This is a genomic window from Pseudomonas sp. GL-B-26, from assembly GCF_019947405.1.
In the GTDB taxonomy this organism is placed as follows: Bacteria; Pseudomonadota; Gammaproteobacteria; order Pseudomonadales; family Pseudomonadaceae; genus Aquipseudomonas.
Map to the genome: position 1 here is coordinate 1 of NZ_JAGYGJ010000070.1, position 26,911 is coordinate 26,911.

Annotated in this window: 28 protein-coding genes and 1 pseudogene; 20 read left to right on the forward strand and 9 right to left on the reverse strand. The window is 60.6% G+C overall.

Going from position 1 to position 26,911, the window contains the following annotated elements:
• Positions 1 to 255 precede the first annotated feature (255 nt).
• Positions 256 to 1,302: a class I SAM-dependent methyltransferase gene (locus KGB23_RS28525; RefSeq protein ID WP_223433477.1), complete on the forward strand. Its 1,047-nt coding sequence runs from the start codon at positions 256 to 258 to the stop codon at positions 1,300 to 1,302.
• Positions 1,303 to 1,451: 149 nt separating this feature from the next.
• Positions 1,452 to 2,294: an NAD-dependent protein deacetylase gene (locus KGB23_RS28530; RefSeq protein ID WP_223433478.1), complete on the forward strand. Its 843-nt coding sequence runs from the start codon at positions 1,452 to 1,454 to the stop codon at positions 2,292 to 2,294.
• Positions 2,295 to 2,446: 152 nt separating this feature from the next.
• Here the strand turns inward: KGB23_RS28530 and KGB23_RS28535 are convergent, their stop codons facing one another.
• Positions 2,447 to 3,355 carry a LysR family transcriptional regulator gene (locus KGB23_RS28535; protein ID WP_223433479.1) on the reverse strand — a complete coding sequence of 303 codons (909 nt, stop codon included), beginning with the start codon at positions 3,353 to 3,355 and terminating at the stop codon, positions 2,447 to 2,449.
• A 151-nt stretch (positions 3,356 to 3,506) separates the two neighbouring features.
• On the opposite strand from KGB23_RS28535, the gene KGB23_RS28540 reads away from it, so the two are divergent.
• Genes KGB23_RS28540 through KGB23_RS28550 form a run of 3 tightly spaced genes read left to right on the forward strand, consistent with a single transcriptional unit; the run spans position 3,507 to position 6,100 of the window.
• Complete coding sequence (locus KGB23_RS28540; RefSeq protein ID WP_223433480.1) at positions 3,507 to 4,205, forward strand: CoA transferase subunit A; 699 nt, start codon at positions 3,507 to 3,509, stop codon at positions 4,203 to 4,205.
• 36 nt (positions 4,206 to 4,241) lie between these two features.
• Positions 4,242 to 4,907: a CoA transferase subunit B gene (locus KGB23_RS28545; RefSeq protein WP_010455523.1), complete on the forward strand. Its 666-nt coding sequence runs from the start codon at positions 4,242 to 4,244 to the stop codon at positions 4,905 to 4,907.
• An 11-nt stretch (positions 4,908 to 4,918) separates the two neighbouring features.
• Complete coding sequence (locus KGB23_RS28550; protein WP_223433481.1) at positions 4,919 to 6,100, forward strand: acetyl-CoA C-acetyltransferase; 1,182 nt, start codon at positions 4,919 to 4,921, stop codon at positions 6,098 to 6,100.
• Positions 6,101 to 6,343: 243 nt separating this feature from the next.
• Here the strand turns inward: KGB23_RS28550 and KGB23_RS28555 are convergent, their stop codons facing one another.
• Complete coding sequence (locus KGB23_RS28555; protein ID WP_223433482.1) at positions 6,344 to 6,946, reverse strand: NADPH-dependent F420 reductase; 603 nt, start codon at positions 6,944 to 6,946, stop codon at positions 6,344 to 6,346.
• A 111-nt stretch (positions 6,947 to 7,057) separates the two neighbouring features.
• On the opposite strand from KGB23_RS28555, the gene KGB23_RS28560 reads away from it, so the two are divergent.
• From KGB23_RS28560 to KGB23_RS28575, 4 genes are all read left to right on the forward strand, one after another.
• Positions 7,058 to 7,954, forward strand: coding sequence for a LysR family transcriptional regulator (locus tag KGB23_RS28560; RefSeq protein WP_223433483.1), 897 nt, complete (start codon positions 7,058 to 7,060; stop codon positions 7,952 to 7,954).
• 88 nt (positions 7,955 to 8,042) lie between these two features.
• Complete coding sequence (locus KGB23_RS28565) at positions 8,043 to 8,837, forward strand: hypothetical protein (RefSeq protein ID WP_223433484.1); 795 nt, start codon at positions 8,043 to 8,045, stop codon at positions 8,835 to 8,837.
• Positions 8,838 to 8,958: 121 nt separating this feature from the next.
• Complete coding sequence (locus KGB23_RS28570) at positions 8,959 to 9,633, forward strand: glutathione S-transferase family protein (RefSeq protein ID WP_223433485.1); 675 nt, start codon at positions 8,959 to 8,961, stop codon at positions 9,631 to 9,633.
• Between the two features lie 28 nt (positions 9,634 to 9,661).
• Positions 9,662 to 9,988, forward strand: coding sequence for a putative quinol monooxygenase (locus KGB23_RS28575; RefSeq protein ID WP_223433486.1), 327 nt, complete (start codon positions 9,662 to 9,664; stop codon positions 9,986 to 9,988).
• 82 nt (positions 9,989 to 10,070) lie between these two features.
• Here the strand turns inward: KGB23_RS28575 and KGB23_RS28580 are convergent, their stop codons facing one another.
• Positions 10,071 to 10,439 (reverse strand): DUF6124 family protein, encoded by a 369-nt coding sequence (locus tag KGB23_RS28580; RefSeq protein ID WP_223433487.1) that lies wholly within the window; start codon positions 10,437 to 10,439, stop codon positions 10,071 to 10,073.
• A 663-nt stretch (positions 10,440 to 11,102) separates the two neighbouring features.
• On the opposite strand from KGB23_RS28580, the gene KGB23_RS28585 reads away from it, so the two are divergent.
• Positions 11,103 to 11,690: a hypothetical protein gene (locus tag KGB23_RS28585; protein ID WP_223433488.1), complete on the forward strand. Its 588-nt coding sequence runs from the start codon at positions 11,103 to 11,105 to the stop codon at positions 11,688 to 11,690.
• A 3-nt stretch (positions 11,691 to 11,693) separates the two neighbouring features.
• Here KGB23_RS28585 and KGB23_RS28590 read toward each other — a convergent pair whose 3' ends face one another.
• From KGB23_RS28590 to KGB23_RS28600, 3 genes are all read right to left on the reverse strand, one after another.
• Positions 11,694 to 12,410 (reverse strand): alpha/beta hydrolase, encoded by a 717-nt coding sequence (locus KGB23_RS28590; RefSeq protein ID WP_223433489.1) that lies wholly within the window; start codon positions 12,408 to 12,410, stop codon positions 11,694 to 11,696.
• Positions 12,411 to 12,631: 221 nt separating this feature from the next.
• On the reverse strand, positions 12,632 to 13,744 hold the full coding sequence (locus KGB23_RS28595) for a succinylglutamate desuccinylase/aspartoacylase family protein (RefSeq protein ID WP_223433490.1): 1,113 nt from the start codon (positions 13,742 to 13,744) through the stop codon (positions 12,632 to 12,634).
• 93 nt (positions 13,745 to 13,837) lie between these two features.
• Entirely contained in the window at positions 13,838 to 14,617 is a 780-nt protein-coding gene (locus tag KGB23_RS28600; protein WP_056746669.1) for an ABC transporter substrate-binding protein, read from the reverse strand.
• 248 nt (positions 14,618 to 14,865) lie between these two features.
• On the opposite strand from KGB23_RS28600, the pseudogene KGB23_RS28605 reads away from it, so the two are divergent.
• A pseudogene (locus KGB23_RS28605) lies at positions 14,866 to 14,985 on the forward strand (glutamine amidotransferase-related protein); the annotation flags it as partial.
• Positions 14,986 to 15,070: 85 nt separating this feature from the next.
• Here the strand turns inward: KGB23_RS28605 and KGB23_RS28610 are convergent.
• Positions 15,071 to 15,505: a rhodanese-like domain-containing protein gene (locus KGB23_RS28610; RefSeq protein WP_223433491.1), complete on the reverse strand. Its 435-nt coding sequence runs from the start codon at positions 15,503 to 15,505 to the stop codon at positions 15,071 to 15,073.
• 101 nt (positions 15,506 to 15,606) lie between these two features.
• Here KGB23_RS28610 and ftrA point away from each other — a divergent pair, with 101 nt between their 5' ends.
• Positions 15,607 to 16,581, forward strand: a complete 975-nt coding sequence (gene ftrA, locus KGB23_RS28615; protein WP_223433492.1) for a transcriptional regulator FtrA — start codon at positions 15,607 to 15,609, stop codon at positions 16,579 to 16,581.
• Between the two features lie 124 nt (positions 16,582 to 16,705).
• Here ftrA and cobF read toward each other — a convergent pair whose 3' ends face one another.
• Positions 16,706 to 17,461: a precorrin-6A synthase (deacetylating) gene (gene cobF / locus KGB23_RS28620; RefSeq protein WP_223433493.1), complete on the reverse strand. Its 756-nt coding sequence runs from the start codon at positions 17,459 to 17,461 to the stop codon at positions 16,706 to 16,708.
• Positions 17,461 to 18,033, reverse strand: coding sequence for a histidine phosphatase family protein (locus KGB23_RS28625; RefSeq protein ID WP_223433494.1), 573 nt, complete (start codon positions 18,031 to 18,033; stop codon positions 17,461 to 17,463). Before KGB23_RS28625 ends, cobF begins: the two co-directional genes overlap by 1 nt.
• 341 nt (positions 18,034 to 18,374) lie before the next feature.
• Between KGB23_RS28625 and KGB23_RS28630 the strand changes: the two genes are divergently transcribed.
• From KGB23_RS28630 to KGB23_RS28665, 8 genes are all read left to right on the forward strand, one after another.
• Positions 18,375 to 19,229 (forward strand): MurR/RpiR family transcriptional regulator, encoded by an 855-nt coding sequence (locus tag KGB23_RS28630; protein WP_223433495.1) that lies wholly within the window; start codon positions 18,375 to 18,377, stop codon positions 19,227 to 19,229.
• Positions 19,230 to 19,231: 2 nt separating this feature from the next.
• On the forward strand, positions 19,232 to 19,876 hold the full coding sequence (locus KGB23_RS28635; protein ID WP_223433496.1) for an isochorismatase family cysteine hydrolase: 645 nt from the start codon (positions 19,232 to 19,234) through the stop codon (positions 19,874 to 19,876).
• On the forward strand, positions 19,873 to 21,204 hold the full coding sequence (locus KGB23_RS28640; RefSeq protein WP_223433497.1) for a glutamine synthetase family protein: 1,332 nt from the start codon (positions 19,873 to 19,875) through the stop codon (positions 21,202 to 21,204). The genes KGB23_RS28635 and KGB23_RS28640 overlap by 4 nt, the downstream gene beginning before the upstream one ends.
• The gene (locus tag KGB23_RS28645; RefSeq protein ID WP_223433498.1) at positions 21,188 to 21,940 is read left to right on the forward strand and encodes an N-formylglutamate amidohydrolase; all 753 of its coding nucleotides are present in this window, start codon (positions 21,188 to 21,190) and stop codon (positions 21,938 to 21,940) included. The genes KGB23_RS28640 and KGB23_RS28645 overlap by 17 nt, the downstream gene beginning before the upstream one ends.
• A 57-nt stretch (positions 21,941 to 21,997) precedes the next feature.
• Positions 21,998 to 23,347 (forward strand): APC family permease, encoded by a 1,350-nt coding sequence (locus KGB23_RS28650; protein WP_223433499.1) that lies wholly within the window; start codon positions 21,998 to 22,000, stop codon positions 23,345 to 23,347.
• A gap of 119 nt (positions 23,348 to 23,466) precedes the next feature.
• On the forward strand, positions 23,467 to 24,483 hold the full coding sequence (locus KGB23_RS28655) for an arginine N-succinyltransferase (RefSeq protein WP_223433500.1): 1,017 nt from the start codon (positions 23,467 to 23,469) through the stop codon (positions 24,481 to 24,483).
• 61 nt (positions 24,484 to 24,544) lie between these two features.
• Complete coding sequence (astA, locus tag KGB23_RS28660; RefSeq protein WP_150655450.1) at positions 24,545 to 25,579, forward strand: arginine N-succinyltransferase; 1,035 nt, start codon at positions 24,545 to 24,547, stop codon at positions 25,577 to 25,579.
• Positions 25,580 to 25,883: 304 nt separating this feature from the next.
• Positions 25,884 to 26,753 (forward strand): oxaloacetate decarboxylase, encoded by an 870-nt coding sequence (locus KGB23_RS28665; protein ID WP_223433501.1) that lies wholly within the window; start codon positions 25,884 to 25,886, stop codon positions 26,751 to 26,753.
• Positions 26,754 to 26,911 lie beyond the last annotated feature (158 nt).

The following is a 26,911-nucleotide window of genomic DNA, read 5'->3' on the forward strand; positions in this document are numbered from 1 at the left end:
AAGGCGGTGTGTCAGGCAACATCATTGTCGACTGGAGGTCCGCCTTCGCGAGCAAGCCCGCTCCCACAGGGGTCCAGTGTCAGTCAGGGAAATATAACTTTCGTCGCTCAAGGCAGCGGTGCACGGACCCCGGACTAAACTTAGTGCACGCAGGGCGTGCTTATCGTCCTGTTCATTCCCACGACCACCGTCCAGAGGTGAACGCCTCGAAAAACAAGGCCTCTGGACGGTGATCCTGCTGAAGGAGCAAACGTGATGGACGAGGCCAGACTCAATGATTTCATGGGCAAACTGGTGAACGACATGGGCGGCGCGGCGATGCTCGCCAACGTCATCCTCGGCGAAGAGCTCGGACTGTACCGGGCCATGGCCGACAGTCAGCCAGTCACCCCGGAAGCCCTCGCTGAAAAAACCGGCTGCAACCCTCGCCTGATACGCGAATGGCTCAGCGCCCACGCCGCTTCCGGTTACATGGAACACCGCGACGGCCAGTTCCGTCTGCCCGAAGAGCAGGCCATGGCATTGGCGATCGAAGACTCACCGGTCTATATCGCGGGTGGCATCGGGGTGGTCGCATCGTTTTTCCATGACAAGGACAAACTGGTCAACGCCATGCGCGGCGACGGTGCCCTCGCCTGGGGCGATCACCATCCGTGCATGTTCAGCGGCACGGAGCGGTTCTTCCGGCCAGGTTATAAAGCGCATCTGGTCGCTGAATGGCTGCCGGCGCTCGAAGGCGTGGTCGCCAAACTGGAGGCTGGCGCCAAAGTGGCGGATATCGGCTGCGGCCACGGCGCATCCACCGTGATCATGGCCCAGTCGTTTCCGGATTCGCGGTTCGTCGGTTTCGACTACCACGCGCCCTCCGTCACCGTCGCCACCCAGCGCGCCGAAGAAGGTGGCGTGGCCGGGCGTGCGCGATTCTTCCAGGGCACGGCAAAAAGCTTCCCCGGCGATGACTATGATCTGGTTTGCTACTTCGACTGCCTGCATGACATGGGCGATCCGGTGGGCGCGGCGCGGCACGCTTATGAAGCGCTAAAACCGGACGGCACGGTGCTGCTGGTAGAACCGTTCGCCAATGACTCGCTCGACGACAACGTCAACCCGGTTGGCCGCTTGTTCTACGCCGCTTCGACCTTCATCTGCACCCCGAACTCGCTGTCCCAGGAAGTCGGCCTCGGACTCGGCGCCCAGGCTGGCGAGGCGCGGCTGCGCAAGGTCTTCACCGAGGCGGGGTTCAAAACGTTCCGGCGGGCTACGGAAACACCGTTCAACCTGATTCTGGAGGCGCGTAAGTAAATTATTGCTGACCGCTGACGGGTGACTGCTTACTGTAGGAGCTGCCGCAGGCTGCGATCTTTTGATCTTGATTTGACGATGCTCAAATTGCTGAAGATCAAAAGATCGCAGCCTGCGGCAGCTCCTACAGGTCCACCGGAGTGTTGAACATGCTCGACAGCCTCATCCGCGAACAGCTCGACCACCTTCAGCAGTTAATGGCTGACCAGCCGTTTGTGGTCCTGACCGGCGCCGGCATCAGCACCCCGTCGGGCATTCCGGATTACCGCGACAACCAGGGCGTGCGGCGTGGCCGACAACCGATGATGTATCAGGAATTCCTCTCCGCCCCCGAATCCCGGCGTCGCTATTGGGCGCGGGCGATGCTCGGTTGGCCGCGGGTGCGCCAGGCTCAGCCGAACGTGGCCCACGAGGCCTTGGCCCGTTTGCAAAGTTCGCAGCAGATCAGCGGCCTGATCACTCAAAACGTCGACACCCTGCACGACCAGGCCGGCAGCCATGACGTCATCGAACTTCACGGCAGCCTGCACCGGGTGTTGTGCCTGGACTGCGGGACGCGTAGCGAACGGGATTCGATCCAGCAATTGATGGAGGCGCAGAATCCGTATCTGGCAGGCGTGGATGCGGTGCAAGCCCCGGACGGTGACACGCTGCTGGATGCGGCGTTTGAGGCGCGGTTTCAGGTGCCGCATTGCCCGCACTGCGCGGGTGAACGGATGAAGCCGGACGTGGTGTTTTTTGGCGAGAACGTGGCGCAGGTGACGGCGGCCAGGGCGATGGCGGCGGTCGAAAAGGCTGCGGGGTTGCTGGTGGTCGGGTCTTCGTTGATGGCGTATTCGGCGTTTCGGTTGTGTCGGGCGGTGGCGGATCAGGGGAAACCGTTGATTGCGATTAATTTGGGGAAGACTCGGGCGGATGACCTTCTTGATTTGAAGATTGAGGGGTCTTGTGAACGGCTTTTGCCGGAATTGGCGCAGAGGCTGGATCGATGATGTCTTGAGCTCGGAGTTCGACTTTATATCCACCCCTCACCCCAGCCCTCTCCCCACGGGGTAGAGGGGGAAAGGGGGCAGATCTCCAGTGCTTTCAAGTCCTGAGTTCGACTCAGTATCTCAGGTCGATGTAACTCCCGAGAACACCTCGGTCAGTCCCCTCGCCCCTCGGGGAGAGGGTTAGGGGGTGGTTCTCTCAGAATGTCGAACAACGCCTGAGCCGCAGCCGACAGTTCCACCCCTGGCTTCGTCAGCACCCCAATCGCCCGCTCCACCACCGGATCACGCAAGGTAATGCACCGCGCCCCCAGTTCCAGCATCTGCCCAACACACAACGCCGGCACTGCACTCACCCCCAATCCACTCGCCACCATCCGCCCAACCGTCGCCAACTGATGACTTTCAAACTCCACCGGCAATTTCATCCCACGCGCCTGCAAGTGTTCTTCAAGCATCACCCTAACCGTCGACGGACGCTGCAAGGTGATGAACGGTTCCTTGAGCAAGGTTTGCCAATCGATGTCTTCCCGTTCGGCAAAAGGAGAATCTTTCGGCACTACGGCAACGAAACGGTCCATGTACAACGGCGTGAATGCCAGTGAAGAACTCTGATTCGGTTCAAACGCCACCCCCAGCTCAACCTGCCGATCGCGCACCATTTCCAGCACCTGCTCGTTGATCACGTCATTCACCGTGACGTTGACCTTGGGATAGCGCGCGCGGAAGGTTTTCAGGATCGGCGGCAGCAGGTTGCCGGCAAATGAGGGCATCGCCGCCAGCGTCACGCGACCGCGCTGGAGGGTGAAGCGTTGGCGCAGCTCATCCTCGGCGTTATCCCAGTCAGCAATCAGGCGACGCGCCAGTGGCACCAGTGATTCTCCCTCCGCGGTCAGCGCCACATTGCGCGTATTGCGGGTGAACAGACGTCCGCCCAGCCCCTCCTCCAGCGCCTTGATGGTCAGGCTCAAGGCCGATTGCGACAGGTGCAACCGCTCGCAGGCCACGGCAAAACTCAAACTCTGGGCCACGGCCAAAAATGCCCTGATCTGCTTGACTGTCATGAGCACTGGCTCCAACGTAGTACGGATGATCGATTGGTGAGTTTTATCTATCAATCAACCTTAAAAATCAACTTAACAAATGAATACTACGGCGAGACACTCCATCCCCATACGGCTAGCCAGCCGCCCACAAAGAATAAAAGAGGTGCATATGGCAGGTTTCGACAAGCGCGTGAGTTCCTACGAGGAAGCTCTGGCAGGTCTTGAAGACGGCATGACCGTGATCGCCGGCGGCTTCGGTCTGTGCGGGATCCCGGAAAACCTCATCGCCGAGATCAAGCGCAAAGGCACACGTGACCTCACCGTGGTTTCCAACAACTGCGGCGTCGACGGTTTCGGCCTCGGCGTGCTGCTGGAAGACCGGCAGATCCGCAAGGTGGTGGCGTCCTACGTCGGCGAGAACAAAATGTTCGAGGAGCAACTGCTCAGCGGTGCCATCGAAGTGGTCCTGACCCCTCAAGGCACCCTCGCCGAAAAAATGCGCGCAGGCGGCGCCGGCATTCCCGCTTTCTTCACCGCCACCGGCGTCGGCACTCCGGTTGCCGACGGCAAGGAAGTCCGCGAATTCCATGGCCGCCAGTACCTGATGGAAGAGTCCATCACCGGTGACTTCGCCATCGTCAAAGGCTGGAAAGCCGACCATTTCGGCAACGTCATCTACCGCCACACCGCCCAGAACTTCAACCCGCTGGCCGCCACTGCCGGCAAGATCACCGTGGTCGAAGTCGAAGAAATCGTCGAACCCGGCGAGCTGGACCCGGCGCAGATCCACACCCCTGGCATCTACGTCGACCGGGTCATTTGCGGCACGTTCGAGAAGCGCATCGAACAGCGCACCGTGCGTAAGTGATCCCCTGCCCCCGGACCGAATGAAGGAATAACAACAATGGCACTTTCCCGCGAACAAATGGCTCAACGCGTCGCCCGCGAAATGCAGGACGGCTTCTACGTGAACCTGGGTATCGGCATTCCGACCCTGGTCGCCAACTACATTCCTGAAGGCATGGAAGTCATGCTGCAGTCGGAAAACGGCCTGCTCGGCATGGGCCCCTTTCCTACTGAAGAAACCATCGATGCCGACATGATCAACGCCGGCAAACAAACCGTGACCGCGCGTATCGGCGCGTCGATCTTTTCCTCGGCCGAGTCCTTCGCGATGATCCGCGGTGGTCATGTCGACCTGACCGTGCTGGGCGCCTTTGAAGTCGACGTGCAAGGCAACATCGCCTCGTGGATGATTCCCGGCAAACTGGTCAAGGGCATGGGCGGCGCCATGGACCTGGTGGCCGGTGCAGACAACATCATCGTCATCATGACCCACGCGTCCAAGGACGGTGAGTCCAAGCTCCTGTCCAAATGCAGCCTGCCGCTGACCGGTGCCGGTTGCATCAAACGCGTGCTGACCGACCTGGCTTACCTGGAAATCGAAAATGGCGCGTTCATTCTCAAGGAACGCGCACCGGGCGTCAGCGTCGAGGAGATTGTCGCCAAGACCGCCGGTAAACTGATCGTGCCGGATCACGTTCCGGAAATGCAGTTCGCTGCCCAGTGAGGAATCATTCCATGCAAGAAGTCGTCATTGTCGCCGCCACCCGCACCGCCATCGGTAGTTTCCAGGGAGCCCTGGCCAACGTGTCCGCAGTTGACCTCGGCGCTGCGGTGATCCGTCAGTTGCTGGCGCAAACCGGCTTGGACGTTGCTGAAGTCGATGAAGTGATCATGGGCCAGGTGTTGACCGCCGGTGCCGGGCAAAACCCTGCGCGCCAGTCCGCGATCAAGGCCGGCCTGCCCTTCACCGTGCCTGCGATGACCCTGAACAAGGTCTGCGGCTCGGGCCTCAAAGCGTTGCATCTGGCCACTCAAGCGATTCGCTGCGGCGATGCCGACGTGATCATTGCCGGCGGCCAGGAAAACATGAGCCTGTCCAATTACGTCATGCCCGGTGCGCGCACCGGTCTGCGCATGGGTCACGCACAAATCGTCGACACCATGATCAGCGACGGCCTGTGGGATGCGTTCAACGATTACCACATGGGCATCACTGCCGAGAACCTGGCTGAAAAATACAGCCTGACTCGCGAGCAACAAGACGCCTTCGCCGCGGCTTCGCAACAGAAAGCCACGGCCGCCATCGAAGCCGGGCGTTTTGTCGATGAAATCACGCCGATCCTGATTCCTCAGCGCAAGGGTGATCCGCTGTCCTTCGCCACCGATGAGCAACCACGCGCCGGCACCACCGCCGAAGCACTGGGCAAACTGAAACCGGCCTTCAAGAAGGACGGTTCGGTGACCGCCGGTAACGCCTCGTCGCTGAACGACGGCGCCGCCGCCGTAATCCTGATGAGCGCGGAAAAGGCCAAGGCTCTTGGCCTGCCCGTGCTGGCGAAAATCGCCGCTTACGCCAATGCTGGCGTTGACCCGGCGATCATGGGCATCGGCCCGGTGTCGGCCACTCGCCGCTGCCTGGGCAAGGCCGGCTGGTCCATCGACCAACTGGACCTGATCGAAGCCAACGAAGCCTTCGCCGCACAATCTCTGGCGGTGGCCAAGGACCTGGAATGGGACCTGAACAAGGTCAACGTCAACGGCGGCGCTATCGCCCTGGGCCACCCGATCGGTGCGTCGGGTTGCCGAGTACTGGTGACGCTGCTGCATGAAATGATCAAGCGTGACGCCAAGAAAGGCCTCGCCACCCTGTGCATCGGTGGTGGTCAGGGCGTGGCACTGGCGATCGAACGGGCGTAAAGCGTTCAACAGACGGCGCGGGGACCCACGAATATCCGTTCGCCGCCTGGCAAAACACCCGGTGCCTTGTGGCGAGGGGGCTTGCCCCCGTTGGGTTGCGCAGCAACCCCAAAATCCCGGCAATTGTCGAAGATTTTTGGGGAGCGCTGCGCACTCCAACGGGGGCAAGCCCCCTCGCCACAGGTGGTCGGCGTCTACATGAGCTGACTGACATCAGATGCACCGGGTTCTTTTTTCGTGTTGTCAGGCAAATTTCACCAGATTCAGCACCGGCAGCGGCCCGCCTGGAAACTGCACCAGCCGCGCCCCGATGCTCAATTCCCCAAGATCAATCCCGAAGAAGCCCAGCTGTTCGATCAGCGCCGCCACTTGAGCTTTCGCATCGGCATCATCACCCGAGAGAAACAGCACCCGCTGTCCGCCCTCCGCCGCCGGATCGCTTTCCAGATAACGCGCCTGAAGGTGATTGAACGCCTTCACCACCCGCGCACCGGGCACCCATTCGGCAAACACTTCACTGGACATGCGCCCCTGCAAATCCACCGCCTTGAACGACGGTGCCTCGATTGAGTTGTTGGCATCGATGACAATCCGTCCGCCAAAATCCGGCAGGCCGGCGAGCGCAGTCGGCAACTTCGACCAGTTGACCGCGACCAAAACGATGGCTTGTGCGGCGGCCTCCTCGCGGGTTCCGGCACGCGCCGTTGGCCCGAGTTCTTCCACCAGCGAAGCCAGGCTTTGCGGGCCACGGCTGTTGGCGATCACCACTTCAATGCCTTGACGCGACAGTGCTCTGGCAAAAGCTGCGCCTATTGCGCCGGCGCCGATGATTCCGATAGTGCTCATGGTTGTTCACTCCGAGGGTTGTCGTTGGGGTGAATACTGCGCTTGCCATTAGCACTTGATTAGCGGGTAATGTTTTGAATGATTTTCAAGCATGACTAGCAGGTACCTGCCATGGAAACCCTCGCCAACCTCGAATCCTTCGTCCGCAGCGCCGAGACCGGCAGTTTTTCCGCCGCCGCACGGGTACTCGCGCTGACCCCTGCGGCTGTCAGCCGCAACGTGGCGATGCTCGAACGCAACATCGGCGTGCGCCTGTTCCAGCGCTCGACCCGCAAGCTGTCCCTGACCGAAGCCGGGGAACGCTTTCTGACGAGTATCGGCGGCAATCTGGAAGCGCTGCAGACAGCGATCAGCGCGGTAAGCAGCGACCAAGGCGAGCCGGCGGGCGTGCTCAAGGTCAGTCTGGCGCCGACATTTGGCATCGGTCATGTCTTGCCGCTGCTACCGGCGTTCCTGGCGCGATACCCGCTGATTCGCCCGGAATGGCACTTCGAAAACCGCCCTGTGGATTTGATTGCCGAAGGGTATGACGCGGCCATTGGCGGCGGATTCAAATTGACGCCCGGGGTGGTGTCGCGGACGTTGGCGGCGGCGGATGTGGTGGCGGTCGCCTCCCCCGCCTACCTCGCAGGACGCAGCCTGCCCGACAGTCCGGCAGACCTGTCCGGACACACCGGCATTGTGATGCGCGGCACCCGTACCGGGCGGATTCGCCAATGGCTGATGCACGATGGCGCGGGCAACGAAGCACCGGCCAATCTGAATGAAATTATTGTGCTCAATGACCCGGCCGCCATGCGCGAAGCGGCGATACTCGGCCTGGGCGTGACGCTGCTGGTGTTGCCGGATGTGCTGGCGAATATCCAGCGTGGCGAACTGGTGCGCCTGCTGCCCGATTGGCACGCCGACGCGGGGCCCATTTCGCTGTATTACCCGAGCCGGACGTTGATGCCGGCCAAGACCCGGGTGTTTATTGATTTTGTGGTCGAGGCGTTTAAGCACAACTGATATTTGTATACAAAATCACGACCTCTATAGAGCAATCACTCCCCCGCAATGCTAACGTTGCCGCCTCACTCAGGTCGGAGGTGCGTGCGTGCTGTTACTCAAACTGCTGGTCATCCCAGGATTTCTCTTGCTGATTTCCCTGGCCGGGAAACGCTGGGGACCAAGCGTCGCCGGTTGGCTGTCGGGATTGCCGGTGGTGGTCGGGCCGATTCTGTTCTTTCTCGCCATCGAACAAGGCCAGGTGTTCGCCGCTCAATCGGCGACGGCAGCGCTTTCAGCGATGTTCGCGATGATTGCCTTTTGCGTGACCTACGCTCAGGTTGCACAACGCGCGAAGTGGCCGTGGGCGCTGGTGATTTCGCTGTTGGTCTGGGCCACGGCGGCCGTTGTGCTGTCGTTGATTCCCCCGTCCCTGGCACTCTCGGTGATCGCCGCCGCGACTGCACTGCTGGCGGCGCCGTATCTGTTTCCCTCGGTACAGCCGATTGTTTCGGGCCCGGCGCCGAAGTCCGACAAATTGCTGTTGCGCATGATTGCCGGCGCCCTGCTGACCCTCGCTGTCACGTTGTTGGCCAGCACCGTTGGCGAACGCTGGAGCGGCCTGCTCGCGGTGTTCCCGGTGCTGGGCAGCGTGATGGCGGTGTTCTCCCAGCAAACCCGCGGGCCGGCCTTTACCGCCGCATTGTTGCGGGCCACCGCTACCGGCATGTATTCGTTCGCCGCGTTTTGCCTGGTGTTGGCGCTGGCCTTGCCAGGCATGGGTTTGAGCGCATTCGCCCTGGGCGTCGCGGTGTCAGTGGGTATGCTCGGGGTGACCAAGCGTTTGTTGGCCAAGCCGGCGAGCCCGGTACCGGACGCTGGACGTACGGCGATCAAACGCTAAAGTGTCGATAACACGTTCGATAGTTTCGAACGAGTAAAGCAAAAAGCTCGCACGTCAATCGAACAGGTTTACTTCAACATCAGCCTCAGTTCAAAACCAACCACTGACTGAGGCCTCCACCATGAAGTTCTTTTTCCATCCGTCGCCCAACCCGATGAAAGTCGCCCTGCTGCTCGAAGAACTGCAAACGCCCTACGAGTTGATCGGCGTCGACACCTTCAAGGGCGAGCAACACCTGCCGGCCTTTTTGGCGATCAACCCGAACGCCAAGGTGCCAGCCCTGGTCGATGGCGACGCGACCGTATTCGACTCCCAGGCGATCCTGCTGCACCTGGCGCAAAAACATCAGCGCTTCCTGCCGACCTCCGTCGCAGGTCAGGCCGAGCTACTGTCCTGGCTGATGTTCCTCGCCACGGGCCTGTCGCCATTTTCCGGTCAGGCGGTGCATTTCCTGCACCACGCTCCGGAAGACCTGGCGTATGCGAAAAACCGCTACCTCAAGGAAGTCGAACGCCACTACCGCGTGCTCGATCAGCGACTGGCCGAGCATCAGTACCTGGCCGGCAACACCTACAGCATCGCCGACATGGCGCTCTGGGGTTGGGCCAATTACGCGCCGTACATCCTCGGCGAGAACGGCCTGGCGGCGTACCCGAACGTCAAGCGTCTGTTCGATGAAATAAGCGCCCGTCCGGCCGCCCAGCGGGCCCACGGTCTTAAAGAGAAACTGGTGCTGAAGGCCGACTTCGACGAAGAAACCCGTCGCAACCTGTTCCCGCAGAACCAGGCGCAGTAACCCATTTACAGCATTCGAAGGTGATGAAATGAGTGATCAAGTCGCGTTTATCGTTTACCTGCCGGCCAAACCGGAACGTTTCGCCGAAATGAAAGAACGGCTGCTGGACGTGGTGCACCAGATGTCGGCCGAGCCGGACTTCGTCAACACCTGGGTCCACCAACTCCAGGACGATCCGAACACCTTGGTGCTCTACGAAACCTGGAACTGCAGCAAGGACGACTTCATCACGCGTCACCTGAGCAAGCCGTATCGACAGGCGTATGAACAGCTGCTTCCGCAGTTGCTGGTCCGCGAACGTCGCATTGAGTTTCTGGATGTGATCAAGAGTTATCCGGTGCGACGTGGGGTCTGAACGGACCTTCCAGCGTGACCACGAGCCGCGTGAATGCTGCTAAACAGCGAGGGCGCAAGCGCCCTCACTACCCGCCTGGCGACTACCCAGGCTTGTGGTTGTCCAGTACGCGATTGACCGCTAACTCCCCCAACATGAGGACCCGTTGCAGCACCAGCATCGTTTGGCGTCGTGGGCCGTCCGTCAAGTCGGTGAGATCGTTGACCATGGCGCTGGCTGATGCCAACGATTCGCAGGCCTCGACGAGCAACGTTTCGTCATCCACCGCTGCGTCGATGGTGAAAATGGTGCTGGGCTTGCGGGGCGGTATCTGCGTTTTCGACGCCCCGGGATTGAGGTAGAAGCTGAGTGCGCGGTCGGCCGCCTCTGTCATTTTCTTGGGGTCAAGATCACGAAAGACGTCGTAGGGTACCGGACCGGTATTCGGGGGGTTGGGCGTAACTTTGAACATAGATGGAACTCCGATGCTGCTGAATTGGAGCCATCACCATCTCGCTACCAAACGGAGGGTGGCGGCCATACGGAGGTTGGTAGACCGGGCATCGGACCGGCGCCCCCGGAGGAGCCCTACGCATGGCCACCATGAAACCGCAGCCCTGGGAAAGGACCGCCAAAGGTGACGCTATGCGTCGATGCTACGGGTCTACCAAACCCGATCACTGTTTTTCAGTGACAGGGAAACGATATAGCCCGCCCCACAGCCGCACAAGCCGGCGGATTCTGGCGTACGCGTAGGCAACGGCGCAAGGCGTTGTAGCCGTTAGGACGTAACAGCGGGTGTCCTTAAACGTGTACGTTAAACGCGTGTAAGCGTTCAAAAAATTGAGGAAGCGTCCGACATTTTTTAGGGGTTGGCTGTCGCAAGCGAGAGGTTTAGTGCGGCCGCACCTACCGCCCACTTGAAATCCTGCTGCGGGTGCGGTGCACGTTTTCGAAGTCGCGCATGTGGGTGACGGTGGGCCAGGCCGATGACGTATAGCCGCGGCTGGTTGGATCTGTTCCCTGCGCTGGCCAAAGGAACATGACCGTCCGTTAAACTGCGCTGGAATGCGCCGCAACCTCCATGGGATGATCGCCCCCTACCGCGAGACCGACCATCCCATGGAGTTTCTGAATGTCATTGTTGAGTAAAAAAGCCGCTGTCCTGTTCTTGACGGCGGTTGCCAGTCTGGGAGCGCTGAATGCGCAGGCCGCCAAGGTCACTGCCAGCGATACCGCGCCCGCACAGAAAGTCTCGATGCTCGGCGGCAAGTTCACGTTCAACCTGCCTAAAGGCTTCGTCGCCAACCCGTTGCCTGCCGGCGACGCGGCCACCGGCACCGCCGGGGCAACGGGCACCATGTACACCAATCAGGCCACTAAAACCGTCGTGATCGCTGCTGAAAACACCATCCCCGGCGGCCTCAACGTCAAAGACAACGACGGTCAGTTCCTCGACTCCGTGGCGTCTGACTTCGCCACCCAACAAGCCACGGCGCTGCGGGACTTCACCAAGCTCAGCGAAAAAAGCCTGACCCAGAAAGGCACTGGCTTGGGGCTGCGGCAGATCGACAGCACCGCCACCCAGGGCGGCGGCAAAACCCTCGACACCACAGTGATGGCCGCGTCCAACACGCGCATGGCGATCATTCAGGTGATTTCCCGTCTCAGCGACAATGCTGGCCACGAGACGCTGGTCAAACAGATCGTCACCGGCAAGTAAGCATCAGGGATTGAGACGCTGCAACCAGGCGCTCAAGTCCTGCATTTCGGCAGCACTGATGCTGTGACCAACGCCAGGGTAGGCATGAAATTCAGGCTTGAGTGACAGGCTCTGCAACAGGCTGTCGGCGTCCGTGCCGTCAACGTACGGTAGGCGTTTATCCGCCGTGCCATGACCGATGAAAATCGCCAGCTTCTGGCGCTTTTCATCCGGTTTCAATTCGGACTGGAGCACCGGCAAAATCCGCCCGCTCAACGCCGCGATCCCGCCCACCGCCTCTGGGTGACGCAGGGCCACCTCGTACGACATGATCGCGCCCTGGCTGAAACCCACCAGGAACACCTTGTTCGGTTCGGTGTGATATTTCTTCGCCGCCTGTGCGACGAAATCCTGCAGCACCTGGCCGCTGGACTTCAGATCATCGGTCTCACCGTTGTAGGCCGCGTTGCCCTTCTGGCGAAACCACTTGTAACTGTCCTCCTCCATCACCATCGGTGCGCGTACCGACAGGTAGTTGTATGACGCGGGCAGTTCATCCTTGATGTCGAACAGGTCCTGCTCGTTACTGCCGTAACCGTGGAGGAAAATCACCAAGGGCTGATTGCGCGATTCGGGGTTGGCCTGCTCCAGGTACTTGAGCGGCAGATCAGTTTGCAGCGGGGTTTGAGCGTGGACGGCGGCCGACGCCAGGAGTGTCAGCAGAGCGAAAAACTTCAACATAAACCTTCCTTCACAAGTGCAGGATTCGGGGCAGAGCCTAACACTGTGAATCGGGATGTCGATAATTGGCTGGACATCTTCGCCGCTTCATCGGGCCTCTTCGCGAGCAAGCCCGCTCCCACAGGCGACCGCATCCATCCACACAACTCGGTCAACTGTGGGAGCGGCGGTGCGGCGATCCGACTTGCTCGCGAAAGCGGCCTCGAAAACGACTAAGATCCTCAGTCGTTAATCAACTTCCCGACCCGAATCGGCTCGCGCCCCGCGACCTTCGCCTGCCAGGTGCCCGGCTGCGTATAGCGCCCGCGATCAATCGCAAACAACACGCCACTGGTCCCGGCGCAAACAGTCGTGACCCGATCATTCAGCGGATCGACCACTTCAAACAGCGCATCCCCCTTCTCCACCCATTCACCCGAATCGCGCAGGAAACTGACGACCCCGTGATGCGGCGCGAACAGGTATTGGGTGCCTTCGAACGGCATGCCTTCACAGCATTCGCTCGGTGCCGCAGGCCAAGTGCCTTGGATGAAACCCTGCTCGGCGAGGAAGCCGAGAATCGCCTCGCAATTGGCCTGAGCCTGATCGACTCGCGTATCACCCATGCTGCCCAGCTCCAGCGTCGTCGCCAGGTTGGCCGGCGGGATCGCGGCCTCAGGGAAAGCCCTTGCCAGACGCAACCACGGCGTTGAACACGACTCATCGAATGAGCTGCCGCCGGAATCTTCACAGAGCAACGCAACCCCAGCCTTCAAACGCGCCGCCAGGGATTGCCACTGCGGCCAGTGTTGCGGCAAGGCATACAGATGAATCGCCGCGTCGAAATCACAATGCAGATCAAGGGTGATGTCGGCCTCACAGGCGTGGCGCAACAGCAAGCGGTGCATGGCTTCAAGCTGCGAGGCCGGTGCCGGCAGGCCGTCGAGTACCTGACCCATGGTCTGGCGAATCAGCGCAATGTTGGCAGCCGCGTCACTGCCCAAGCGATCGCCGATCAACTCGGCCACCGGTGCGCTGAGTTCGACGAAGGAGCGGTTGAAGTTCTTGCCGCTGCCCAGCTCGAAGCGGCCCATGTGGCTGCCTTGCAGGTGCTGATCGAGGCCGATGGGATTGGCCACCGGGACCAGTTCGATCACGCCCTGCAACTGGCCCAGGGCTTCGAGTTCGCTCAGACGCTTTTTCAGTTCCCATGCCGTGCGCATGCCGGGCAATTCATCAGCGTGCAGGCTGGCCTGGATGTAGACCTTGCGAGTGCCCGCACCATAACGAAACACGCTGAGGGTACGTTCGGTGCCCAGGTGGCTCCAGGGCAGTGAATGATCGATGCGTTGCATGAGCAGCTCCTACATGGGATCTATGTCGCAGAATAAATCACATAAAAAAAGTGGCAACCGCGTCAACGGTTGCCACTTTTTTGAACGGCGGGATTACTGGCCGTAAACGTCAAAGTCGAAGTACTTGTCTTGCACTTGCTTGTACTTGCCGTTGGCGCGGATTTCGGTGATGGCGGTGTTGAATTTCTCTGCCAGGGCGGTATCGCCCTTGCGCACAGCGATACCGGCGCCGCCGCCGAAGTACTTGGCGTCTTCGTAAGTCGGGCCCACGAAAGCGAAGCCTTTACCGGCGTCGGTTTTCAGGAAACCGTCGTCCAGGTTGACCGAGTCGGCCAGCATCGCGTCGAGACGACCGGCAACCATGTCCAGGTTGGCTTCCTGCTGCGAGCCGTAACGAACCAGATTGATACCGGCCGGCACCAGCACTTCAGTGGCGAAGCGGTCGTGGGTACTGGCGCGCAGCACACCGACTTTCTTGCCTTTGAGTTCGGTCAGCGGGTCTTTGATGTCGGTGCCTTCCTTCATCACGAAGCGCGCCGGGGTGTGGTAGTACTTGATGGTGAAATCGACGTTCTTTTTACGATCGTCGGTGATGGTCATGGACGACAGGATCGCGTCGATTTTCTTGACCTTCAGGGCCGGGATCAGGCCGTCGAACTCCTGCTCGACCCAGGTGCACTTCACTTTCATCTGCTCGCACAGCGCGTCGCCGATGTCCACGTCGAAGCCGGTGAGTTTGCCATCAGGGGTTTTCATCGAGAATGGCGGGTAACCGGCTTCGATACCGAGGCGGATCGGCTTGGCGTCTTCGGCCACAGCCGTCAGGGACAACATCGACAGTGCCAGGGCACCGAACATCACTAGCTTCTTCATTTATAACTCCTGTGTGCGGAGGCTTTTATTGGCAGCTTTCGGTAGGTGAAGACCGAAGTGGCCGGCAGTCTAGAGCGGCTCAAGGAGGGCAAATTGTGTTTAAGCGACAAATACTTATATAAAAGTGGCCGACGGATTCGAGTCCCTTGAAGCGTGCGCCAAGCCGGTGCAAAGACTGTAGGACAAGCCCTTTTTTCAGACAAAACCTACAAGCAAAAACTACAAGAGAGCCCTTATGCCCACGTTGAGGCGCACCGGTGTTTGCGATTTGCCTGGGGGCGCAGTTGCTGGCGCTGAGTCTGGGCGGGAATGTGCGGCGGATGGATCGTACGGAAACCGGATGGACATTGCGGGCGACGCTGGATGGGTGGTGGGCATCCGTTTAGAAGCAAATCGCAGCCTCGTTTCACTCGACAGCTCCTACAGGGGATCGCGTAGATCTTTTCGACTACATCAACATTCGCAACCGATCACGGTGCTGGCAGGCCGTTGCATCGCAACACTCAACTCAAACCCTTCATCCAGCCACCCGGTCACCCCGCCGATCATTTCCTTGACCGGGTAACCCAGCGCCGCCAGTTTCACGGCAGCCTTGTTGGCACCGTTGCAGTGGGGCCCCGCGCAATACACCACGAACACGCTGGTTTTCGGGTAAGCCGCCAGACCTTCAGCGCTCAGCAGTCGCCCCGGAATATTGATCGCTCCCGGCACATGCCCACGCTCAAACGCGAGCGGGCCGCGCACGTCTACCAGGACAAAATCCACTTCACCAGCCTGTTGGCTGCCGTGGACGTCGGAACAGTCGGTTTCGAAGGTCAGACGGTTGCTGAAATGCATCAGGGCGATGGCCGATGGGGCGGCGGGAATCTCGCGGACCAGGCTGGTCATGGGCTGTACTCCAAAGTCTCGGTGGGTGTGAGAAGACTTTATCCGCCCGATGCTTGCGGCTACAGTGGCGCACAAGACACTCACCGGGAACTTTCCGCCAAATGCAGCCCACCCCTGGATTGGTCGCGATTCTGGCCTACGACGGCCTCTGTACGTTCGAGTTCGGCATCGCCGTGGAGATCTTCGGACTGGCGCGGCCGGAGTTCGACTTCCCTTGGTACGAGCACCGGATTGTCGCAGTGGATCAAGGCCCGATGCGTGCCATGGGCGGCATTCAGGTACTGGCCGATGGCGGCATGGAACTGCTCCAGGACGCCCGGACCATCATCATTCCCGGCTGGCGTGATCGCAGCGCCCCGGTGCCGGAGGCACTGATCGCGGCCCTGCGCCAGGCCCATGCGCGGGGTGCGCGGCTGCTGTCGATCTGCTCGGGCGTGTTCGTGCTGGCGGCCACCGGTTTGCTCGACGGTCGCGGCGCCACCACGCACTGGCGCTACACCGCTGAATTGGCCGAGCGTTTTCCGAACATTCTGGTGGACCCGGACGTGCTCTATGTCGATTCAGGTCAACTGATCACCTCGGCCGGCAGCGCAGCCGGTATCGATGCTTGTCTGCACTTGGTGGCGCGGGATTTCGGTACGCAAGTGGCCAACTCGGTGGCGCGGCGGCTGGTGATGTCGCCGCAACGCACCGGCGGTCAGGCGCAATTCATTCCGACACCGGTCAGTCCTACACCGCGTAGCGATTTGTCCCGCGTCATGCAGTGGGCACGCGAGCGTTTGCACGAACCGCTGGAGGTTCGCGAGCTGGCGAGTGAAGCGGCCATGAGTGAACGGACGTTTCTGCGCCGCTTCACTGAAGCCACCGGCATGCCGCCCAAGGCGTGGTTGCAGCATGAGCGCCTGGGTCGGGCCCGCGAGCTGCTTGAGAGCACGAGCCAGAACACCGACCAGATCGCCCAGCGCTGTGGTTATCGCTCGGTGGAGAGTTTTCGGGTGGCGTTTCGCAGTGTGGTCGGGGTGCCGCCGTCGGTGTATCGGGAGCGGTTTGGGCGGGAGGTTAAAGCAATAATTTGAGGTGTGTTTGAGGGCCTCTTCGCGAGCAAGCCCGCTCCCACATTAGACCGCGTCCGTCCAAACTACTCGGTCAACTGTGGGAGCGGGCTTGCTCGCGAAGGCGTCAGCCCAGACATCGCTGCACTCACGGCTTACGCAGCAGATAAGTATCCATAATCCACCCATTCTCCAACCGGGCCGCCTTGCGCACTCGCTCGATCTCATCCGCCACCTCCTTGAGCTTGCCGCTGATCAGGATTTCATCCGGCGTCCCCAGATAGGCCCCCCAGTAAATCTCTGTCTCCTGGTCCGCCACCCGATGGTAGGAATCTTCTGCATCGAGCATCACCACCAGGCTGTCGGCATTGCTCACCTGCCCCGCCGCCAGCCGTCGACCCGTGGTGATTTCAATCGAGCGGCCAATGCGGTTCAGCGGCACCTTATGCTGCGCCGCCAGCGCCTGGACACTGGTGATGCCGGGGATCACTTCAAATTCGAAGACGCAGCGGCCCGAGGCCAGAATCGCCTGCAAGATCCGGATCGTGCTGTCGTACAACGACGGATCACCCCACACCAGAAAACCGGCGCACTGCTCGTCAGTCATTTCCTCGCTGATCAACCGTTCGAAGGTCTGCTGCTTGGCCAGGTTCAGGTCTTCCACACTGGCCTTATAGTCCACATCACCGCGTTCGCGCTCCGGGGTGTGGGCTTCGACGAAGCGGTAGTCGCGATCGGTGATGTAGCGCTCGCAGATCTCTCGGCGCAGGTCGATCAGTTTGTCTTTGCTCTGGCCCTTGTCCATGAGAAAAAACACGTCGACGAGGTTCAGCGCTTTCACGGCTTGCATCGTGATGTAGTCGGGGTTGCCGGCGCCGATGCCAATGACCAGAAGTTTTTTCATCAACGTGTTCCCTCAGGGTCAGTGCCCAGCAAGCGTAAGCGCCAGCGGCCGTTGAACCGCAACTCGATGGCCGACAGCGGTTCAACGTCGATCAGGTTGAACGCTGCGCCTTGCAGCACCTGCGTCAGCGCGGCGCGCATGACAAACGGATGGGTGATGGCAACGATGTGTCCCGGTGTGGCCTCCAGCGTTTTCAGCCAAGCGGCCACTCGTTCACCGAGTTGCACCACCGACTCGCCACCGTGGGGCGACGAGTTCGGATCATCGAGCCAGATCTGCAACGCTTGGGCTGCGGATTTTTGCACATCGTCGATTCGCGCGCCTTTCCAGCTCCCGAAATCGCAATCCCTCAATGCCTCGACAATCTCCACGTCGCTGCCGAACAGCTCGGCGGTTTGCCGGGTTCGCAGTTCAGGTCCACACACCAGTCGCGGTGTCCCCTTGAACTGAGCACGACGCGATCCCTTTGCCGATTGCCAATCCATCTCTATGGGCTCATTCGTAGGAAAACACGCCAATTTTTGTGCGACGGTTCGAGCGTGGCACATCAGGGTCAAACGGGTCGCCTGCACGAAGGATCACTCTATCGATGGAAATTGAAACGGCGTCACGCCGAAAATAATTGCCCAATTGTGCCGCAAGAAGCGCGATCCAGGGCGTTTCGTTTGATCCGGCCATACAGGTTCTAAAACTTGATACACCTGAAAAATTCGGCGATATCCGACACCACTATGGGCAATGGCCTACAAGCTCAGTCGACTTCCGTGTAGCCCAAGGCCCACGGGCTTTTCGCCCTGTTTTGGGGCTTTAAGAAACCATGAAAAAATTCACTAGACATGTTGAGTCCGCTACACAAATACTGTTTTAGCAATTTATGAAATGAAACCGACATATCCATCCAGCAGGAGCCCGGATGCCTTCTCTCAGAGACCTGATCACCGATCCCGGCCTGGACCTTACGCCGTCGGAACGCAAAGTCATCCGTGCCTTGCTGGACCAGTACCCGCGTAACGGACTGGGCCCGATGTCACGTTTGGCCGAACATGCCGGTGTCAGCGATCCCACCATCGTGCGACTGGTCAAAAAACTGGGTTTCAGCGGTTATGCCGATTTCCAGGATGCCCTGCTCAGCGACATGGACCACCGCCTCCGTTCTCCCAGCACCCTGTTGCAACCTCGTGCTCATCTTCAGAAAGGCGACGCCTGGAGCCAATATCTGGCGCACAGCCATCGAGCGCTGGTGGACACCCATGCGCTGACCCAACCCGAAGATGTGCGGATTCTGGTGGAATGGCTGCTCGACACCCGCCATCAGGTGCATTGCTTCGGGGGGCGCTTCAGCAGTTTCCTCGCCAGTTATTTACTCAATCACCTGCGCTTGCTGCGTCCGGGCTGTTTCGCGCTGGAAGACGACGCGCAACTGCCCGACCGTTTGTTCGACGTGCAGCGTCAGGACGTGGTGCTGGTGTTCGACTATCGCCGCTACCAGTCACAAGCCCTGCGCGTGGCCAATGCGGCGAAAAGTCGATATGCACGCGTGGTGTTGTTCACCGACATCTATGCTTCACCGTTGCGGGAAATGGCCGACCTGATTATCAGTGCGCCGGTGGAATCGGTGTCGGCCTTCGACTCCCTGGTTCCGGCGCTGGCCCAGGTCGAGGCGCTGATTGCCTGCCTGACCCTGCGCAGTCCGGATCTGGCCGATCGCCTGGAGGGCATCGACGCCCTGCGGACCGACTTCGACACCCACCTGCTGGAGGATAAATAAGGATGTTCACGCTCCCCCACCACTCGCCTCGGGATTTGCCGTTCCTCACCGATCACACCGCGCTGTTGCTGGTGGACATGCAACGCGCCTGGCTTGAGCCGCAGTTCGACCCGCACCTCAACGGGCCGGACGCCGAGTACTTCCTGACCCGCACCCACATGCAGGTGGTGCCCAATCAACGCCGGTTACTCAGCGCCTTTCGCAGCGCCCGGCAAAACGTGCTGCACACGATCATCGAAAGCCTCACCGCCGATGGCCGCGACCGCTCGCTGGACCATAAGCTCTCGGACATGCACTTGCCCAAAGGCAGCCCGCAAGCACGGATCATCGAAGACCTGACCCCGGCAGAAAACGAAATCGTGCTGCCCAAGACCTCGTCCGGAGTCTTCAACTCCACCCACATCGACTACGTGCTGCGCAACCTCGGGACGCGACACCTGATCATCGCCGGCATCGTCACCGACCAGTGCGTGGACATGGCCGTGCGTGACGCCGCGGACCGCGGTTATCTGGTAACGCTGGTGGAAGATGCCTGCGCGACTTACACGCCCGCACGGCATCAGGCCTGCCTGAATGCAATCAAGGGTTACTGCTGGATCACCGACACCCAGACTGTGCTCGGCCGGTTGCAGGAGATGCAGTCATGAGCGAGCGCCTGTTGCCACTGCCCATGACCACCCTCGTCACCACCGACCTGATCGGTGTGACACGCGGGCGCTCCTTTCCCACGGACGAACTCGAGCACTATCAAAAGACGGGGTGTGGCTGGGTGCCGGCCAACAGTGCGCTGACCCCGCAAGACATCATCGCCTACGCCAACCCGTGGGGCGCTTATGGAGATTTGCGGCTGATGCCCGATCCGGTCAGCCGAGTGACGGTCAGTAACGGCCCGGATGCCAACGCGCCGGCGCTGGATTTTATGCACTGTGACATTCGCGAAACCGATGGCCGCCCGTGGGGTGCCTGCCCGCGTACCGTGTTGCGCAACGAAGTAGAGCGTTATCGCGCCGAGTTGGGCTTGCAGATCAATGCAGCGTTCGAGCATGAATTCAACTTGAACACCGGCGACGTTGAACACCTGGCGTTTTCTCTGCAAGCCCAGCGTCAGGGTGCCGAGTTTGGCGGTTGGCTGCTCAGCGCACTGCGTGCCGGTGGCGTCGAACCGGAAATGTTCCTGCCCGAGTACGGCAAGCATCAATACGAAATCACCTGTCGCCCGACCCTGGGCGTGGCCGCTGCCGACCGCGCGGTGAACGTGCGTGAAATCACCCGCGAGATCGCCCGGCAAATGGGCCTGGCGTTGAGCTTCGCGCCCAAGACCTCGGAGCACGCGGTGTGCAACGGCGTGCACCTGCACGTCAGCCTGCTGGACCTGGCTGGCCAACCGGTGATGTACGACGCCGGCACCACCAATGGCTTGTCGACCCTCGGCCAGCACTGGGCCGCCGGCATCCTGCATCACCTGCCCGCGCTCTGTGCGTTTACCGCGCCGACGCCGGTGTCCTACGAGCGTTTGCAGCCTCATCACTGGAGCGCGTCCTACGCTTGCCTCGGGCAACGCAACCGCGAAGCGGCGCTGCGAATCTGCCCGACGACAAGCTTGGGCGGTAAATCGGTGGCATCGCAATACAACCTGGAATTCCGCGCCATGGACGCCACGTCCTCACCGCATCTGGCCATGGCCGCGCTGCTGATTGCCGGTCGGCTGGGCATCGAGCAACGCATGGCCTTGAACGCAATCACCGATGAAGTCCCCGACTCCCTGAATGAAGAACAACGCCAGGCGCGCGGCATCGTCGCCCTGCCCGCTTCCCTTGCCCAGGCCCTGGACTGCCTGCGCAACAGCGAGGCCCTGATTGAAGCCTTGCCGAGCGCGTTACTGGACACCTACTTCGCCCTTAAAACCGAGGAACTGACGCTGACGGAACAGCTGTCGCCCGCCGAACGCTGTGAACACTATGCGCGCCTGTACTGAATCTGCTGAGCTCGGTCTTTACACCGGGCCCGCGTACACCCTGAGCCGGGAAGACTCCGATCACCCGTTGATTCTGGTGTGCGAACACGCCAGCCGTTTTATTCCGGCCGGGTTAAATGACCTGGGCCTGAGTCACGAAGCGGCCCGCGAGCACATCGCCTGGGACATCGGCGCCCTGGCGCTGGCCGAGGGTTTGTCCCGAGCATTGGGCGCAACCCTGTTGGCGGCCAATTATTCGCGGCTGTTGGTCGACCTCAACCGACCGCGCCAAGCCCCGGACAGCATTCCGGCGCAGAGCGAGATTTATCAAGTGCCGGGAAACCGGGACCTGAACGAAGCCACCCGCGAGTACCGCCGGCAATCCCTGTTCGAGCCATTTCACTCGCGTCTGACAGACTTGATCGACGAACGTGTCGCTCAAGGACGACCGGTGCGGGTGGTGGGGATTCACAGCTTCACGCCGGTCTATCACGGCCAGCCCCGCACGCTGGAAGTCGGCGTGTTGTTTGGCGAGGCCAGGGAATATGCCCGGCGATTGATCGATGGCTTGAGTCTGCACCCATTGAAGGTTGCCGGTAATGAACCATACAAAATCAACCCGCTGGGCGACATGACCGTGCCGGTCCACGGCGATACACGCGGCCTGGAATCAGTGTTGATCGAGGTGCGCAACGACCTGCTGCGCACGCCTGAAGCCATCAGTCGCTTTACCGAATACCTGGCGCCGCTGTTGTAAAACAATCGCTTCAAACTTGCAGCTTGCAGCTGCTTTCATCCCAAGGAGAAGGGCTTCATGGAAATAGAAGAATTCGGCTACAAGCAAGAGTTGAAACGCAGCCTGTCGCTGACCGACCTGGTGGTGTACGGGATGATCTTCATGATCCCCATCGCACCGTTTGGTGTTTATGGCTACGTCAACGCCGAGGCGCCGGGACTGGTACCGCTGGCCTACATCATCGGCATGGTGGCGATGCTCTTCACGGCCCTGAGTTACGGCAGCATGGCTCGAGCCTTTCCGATTGCGGGCTCGGTTTATTCCTACGCGCAACGGGGCCTGAACCAGCACGTAGGGTTTATCGCCGGCTGGCTGATGCTCCTCGATTACCTGCTGATTCCGCCGCTGCTGTATGTGTACGCGGCCATGGCCCTGAATCATTTGTACCCGGACATTCCGAAGGTCGGTTTCATCCTGGCCTTCCTGGTCAGCGCGACCTTCGTCAACTTGCGGGGCATCACCTTCACCGCGCGAATGAACATCATCTTTCTGCTGGCGCAACTGGTGGTGCTGGGGATCTTCCTGTTCTACGCCTGGAACGCGCTGCACAGTGGCGGCGGTAACGGTCAGCTGACCCTGGCGCCGTTGTACAACCCCGAGACGTTCAACTTCGCCCTGCTGATGCAAGCGGTGTCGATTGCGGTGCTGTCGTTCCTCGGTTTCGATGCGATTTCCACCCTCGCCGAAGAGATCAAGGGTGACCCGGGCCGCAGCGTCGGCAAAGCCGCGCTGATCACGCTGGTGGTCATGGGCGTGATCTTCGTCGTGCAGACCTGGATTGCGACAGACCTGGCGGCCGGCATGGGTTTCAAATCGGCCGACACGGCGTTTTATGACATCGCTGAACTCGCGGCCGGCAGCTGGCTGGCCACCCTGACCGCCGTGGCGACGGCGCTGGCCTGGGGCGTTGCGGTGGCAATCACCTCCCAAGCGGCAGTGTCTCGTCTGCTGTTCGGCATGGCCCGAGACGGCAAGCTGCCAAAGGTACTGGCCAAGGTTCACCCCAAACACAACACGCCGTACGTGAGCATCTACCTGGTGGCCGTGCTGTCGCTGGTGATCTGCTACCTGTTCATCAACTCGGTGGACACCCTCACCTCGCTGGTGAATTTCGGCGCACTGAGCGGTTTCATGTTGCTGCACCTGACGGTCGTCAACTACTACTGGCGGCGGCAGAAATCCGGCCAGGTGATCCGTCACCTGATCTGCCCGGTGATTGGCTTCATCATTGTCGCGGCGATCATGTACAACATGGGCGTCGATGCACAGAAACTCGGCCTGATCTGGATTGCCCTGGGCCTGGCCTACCTGTTTGTACTCAACAAACTGGGCACCAGCACGGTACTGCCCGACCCAAGCAATGGCTGACAAGAAAAAAAGCGGCGTTTGACAAACATTCAGGCGACCGCCGATTTAACGCGTGGAAACCGACAGTGATAGTCAGGTTCGGTGCCAACCACCGGACCCTTTGATACAGGAGTGCATCCATGCTGGTCTTACGCCCAGTCGAGTTAACCGACCTGCCCCAGTTGCAGCAACTGGCGCGCGAAAGTCTGATAGGCGTCACGTCCTTGCCGGACGACACCGAATGCCTGCGCGAGAAGATTCTCGACTCCTGCGCCTCATTCGAAAAAAACGTTGAGGGTCATGGCCCGGAGAACTATTTTTTCGTGCTGGAAGACCTGACCCGAGAGCGCTTGGTGGGCTGCTCGGAGATCCTTGCCACCGCCGGCTTCAGCGAGCCGTTCTATAGCCTGCGCAACCGGCACTTCACCAGCGCCTCGCGGGAGCTGAACATCGAGCACGGGGTGCCCGCGTTGTCGTTGTGCCACGACCTCAGTGGCCATACCTTGCTGCGGGGTTTTCATATTGACGCAGCGCTGGTGCGAACACGGTTCTCTGAACTGCTGTCCCGGGCGCGGCTATTGTTCATCGCTGCCCACTCGCAGCGCTTTTCGGAAGCCGTCATCACCGAGATCGTCGGCTTCAGCAGCGATGAAGGGCACTCGCCGTTCTGGGATGCGGTGGGCAAGCATTTCTTCGACCTGCCCTACGCCGAGGCCGAGCGACTTTGCGGCCTGGAAAGCCGAACCTTCCTCGCCGAACTGATGCCGCAATACCCGATCTACGTGCCGATGCTGCCCAAGGCGGCGCAGGACTGCATCGGCCGCATCCACCCCGATGGCCAGGAGGCCTTCGATATCCTCGAGCGCGAAGGCTTCGAAACCAACAGCTACATCGACCTGTTCGACGGCGGTCCGACGTTGTATGCGCGCACTCCCGGCATCCGCTCCATCGCCCAGAGCCAGACCGGCACGGCGCAACCGGGCTCAACGATCGATGCCCGTGGCAGCTATCTGGTGAGCAATGATTCGCTGAAGGACTATCGCGCCATCGTCGCCGATCTGGATTACCAGGCCGGGCAACCTGTGGAGTTGAGCGCCGAGATGTGCGCCGCCCTGAACGTCACCGAAGGCAGCCCGATCCGGCTGATCGCCCTGTGAGCATCACCCGGCCCCGCGCCCAACGACAGCGCCCGAGCAGGCGTGCAGAAGGAGTTGCATCATGATTGTCCGCCCGGTTCGCGTCACCGACCTGCCCGCCTTGCTGAACCTGGTGCACCAGGCTGGCCCTGGCTTCACCACCCTGCCGGCCAACGAGGAACGCCTGACCCACCGGGTGCGCTGGGCCCAACGAACCTTCGCCGAACAGGTCGAACGCGCTGATGCCGATTACCTCTTCGTACTCGAAGACGACGATCAGCAGTTGGTGGGCGTCAGTGCCCTGGTGGGCGCCGTGGGGCTGCGCGAGCCCTGGTACAACTACCGGGTCGGACTCACAGTCAGTTCGTCACCGGACCTGGGTATCCGGCGGCAGATTCCGACGTTGTTCCTGAACAATGAAATGACCGGCCAATCGGAGATTTGCTCGCTGTTTCTGCGACCCGATCAACGCCAGGGCAGTAACGGTCGATTGCTGTCGTTGGGGCGTTTGTTGTTTGTGGCCGAGTTTCCGCACCTGTTCGGCGACAAACTCATCGCCGAACTGCGTGGCAGCGCCGACGAACAAGGCTGTTCACCGTTCTGGGACAGCCTGGGCCGGCACTTCTTCAAGATGGATTTCAGCCACGCCGATCACTTGTCGGGGCTGGGCAGCAAGTCGTTCATCGCTGAACTGATGCCGCGCCAACCGCTCTACACCTGCCTGCTCACCGAACAGGCCCAGGCCGTGATCGGCAAGGCGCACCCGAACACGGAACCGGCGCTGAAAATCCTCACCGCCGAAGGCTTTGCCCATAAGGGTTACATCGACATTTTTGACGCCGGCCCGGTGATCGAAGCCCCAATCTCGAATATTCGCACCGTGCGTGACAGCCAACCGCTGCTGCTGGCCATCGGCACACCCGACGAGCAGGCCCCGGTGTGGCTGATCCATAACCGTCGCCTGGAAAACTGCCGCATCACCGCCGCCCAGGCCAGGCAGGTGGGCAACAGCCTGATCGTCGACCGCCTCACCGCCAAACGCTTGCAACTGCAACCCGGCAACTCGGTACGCGCCGTGCCGCTGCTCAATCAACAACAGCAGGCTGTTGCGGCGTGACCGGATTCTGAAACCTCCCCACACCTGTGGCGAGGGAGCTTGTCGGAACGCCGCACCGTCCCGCTGGGCTGCGAAGCGGCCCCCAAAGCCGATACCACTTTTCTTCAGACAGTTCGCGTTCGTTGATTTTACGACTACTGCATAGTCGAGCGGGAGCAAGCTCCCTCGCCACAGGGAAGGCGCCATCTTCCCAGTGCAAAAATTCGTCATCATCCTTCCCCCGCTCGCGTGATAGCCTTTTGTTCCTTCGGCGTTGACACTTTTGCTCAAGCCCTTCCATTCCCATTGCAGTGGTGGAACTCATATGTCCAGGCTTTCTCATCAAGATTTGCGCCGTAACTTTCGCGAGCTGTTCGCTTCCAGCGCCTGCTACCACACGGCGTCGGTCTTCGACCCGATGTCGGCCCGCATTGCCGCTGACCTGGGTTTTGAAGTGGGGATCCTGGGCGGTTCAGTCGCATCGTTGCAGGTACTGGGCGCCCCCGACTTTGCCTTGATCACCCTCAGCGAGTTTGCCGAGCAGGCCACTCGCATTGGCCGTGTTGCCCAACTGCCGGTCATCGCCGACGCCGACCACGGCTACGGCAACGCGCTCAACGTCATGCGCACCATCGTCGAACTCGAACGTGCCGGTGTGGCCGCCCTGACCATCGAAGACACGCTGCTGCCCGCCCAGTTCGGCCGCAAGTCCACCGACCTGATCGGAGTGGCGGAAGGCGTCGGCAAGATCCGCGCGGCACTGGAAGCCCGGGTCGACTCGGAGATGGCGATCATCGCCCGCACCAACGCCGGGATTCTGCCGGTGCAGGAAGTCATCAGCCGTACCTGTCATTACCAGCAGGCCGGTGCGGACGGGATTTGCATGGTGGGCGTGCGGGACTTCGACCACCTCGAACAAATCGCCGAGCACCTGAGCGTACCGCTGATGCTGGTCACCTATGGCAACCCGCTGCTGCGCGACGATAAACGCCTGGCCGAACTGGGCGTGCGGGTCACCATCGACGGCCACGGCGCCTACTTCGCCGCGATCAAGGCCACGTATGACAGCCTGCGGGAACAACGGCAGATCTTTACTCAGGCGTCGGACCTGAATGCGACCGAGTTGACTCATACCTATACGCAGCCTGAGGAATACATCCGTTGGGCGGAAGAGTTTATGAGCGTCAAGGAATAACGGATACCAACGAAAAGATCGCAGCCTGCGGTGTAGTGGTTCAGTTTTTTTGAACCGCTCTGTAGGAGCATTAAGCCGCTTGCTGCTCAAACAGCGCAGGCGGCAGGTGGTTCGAAGCGGAATGGCAACGGCGATGGTTGTAATGTGAGATGAAGCCC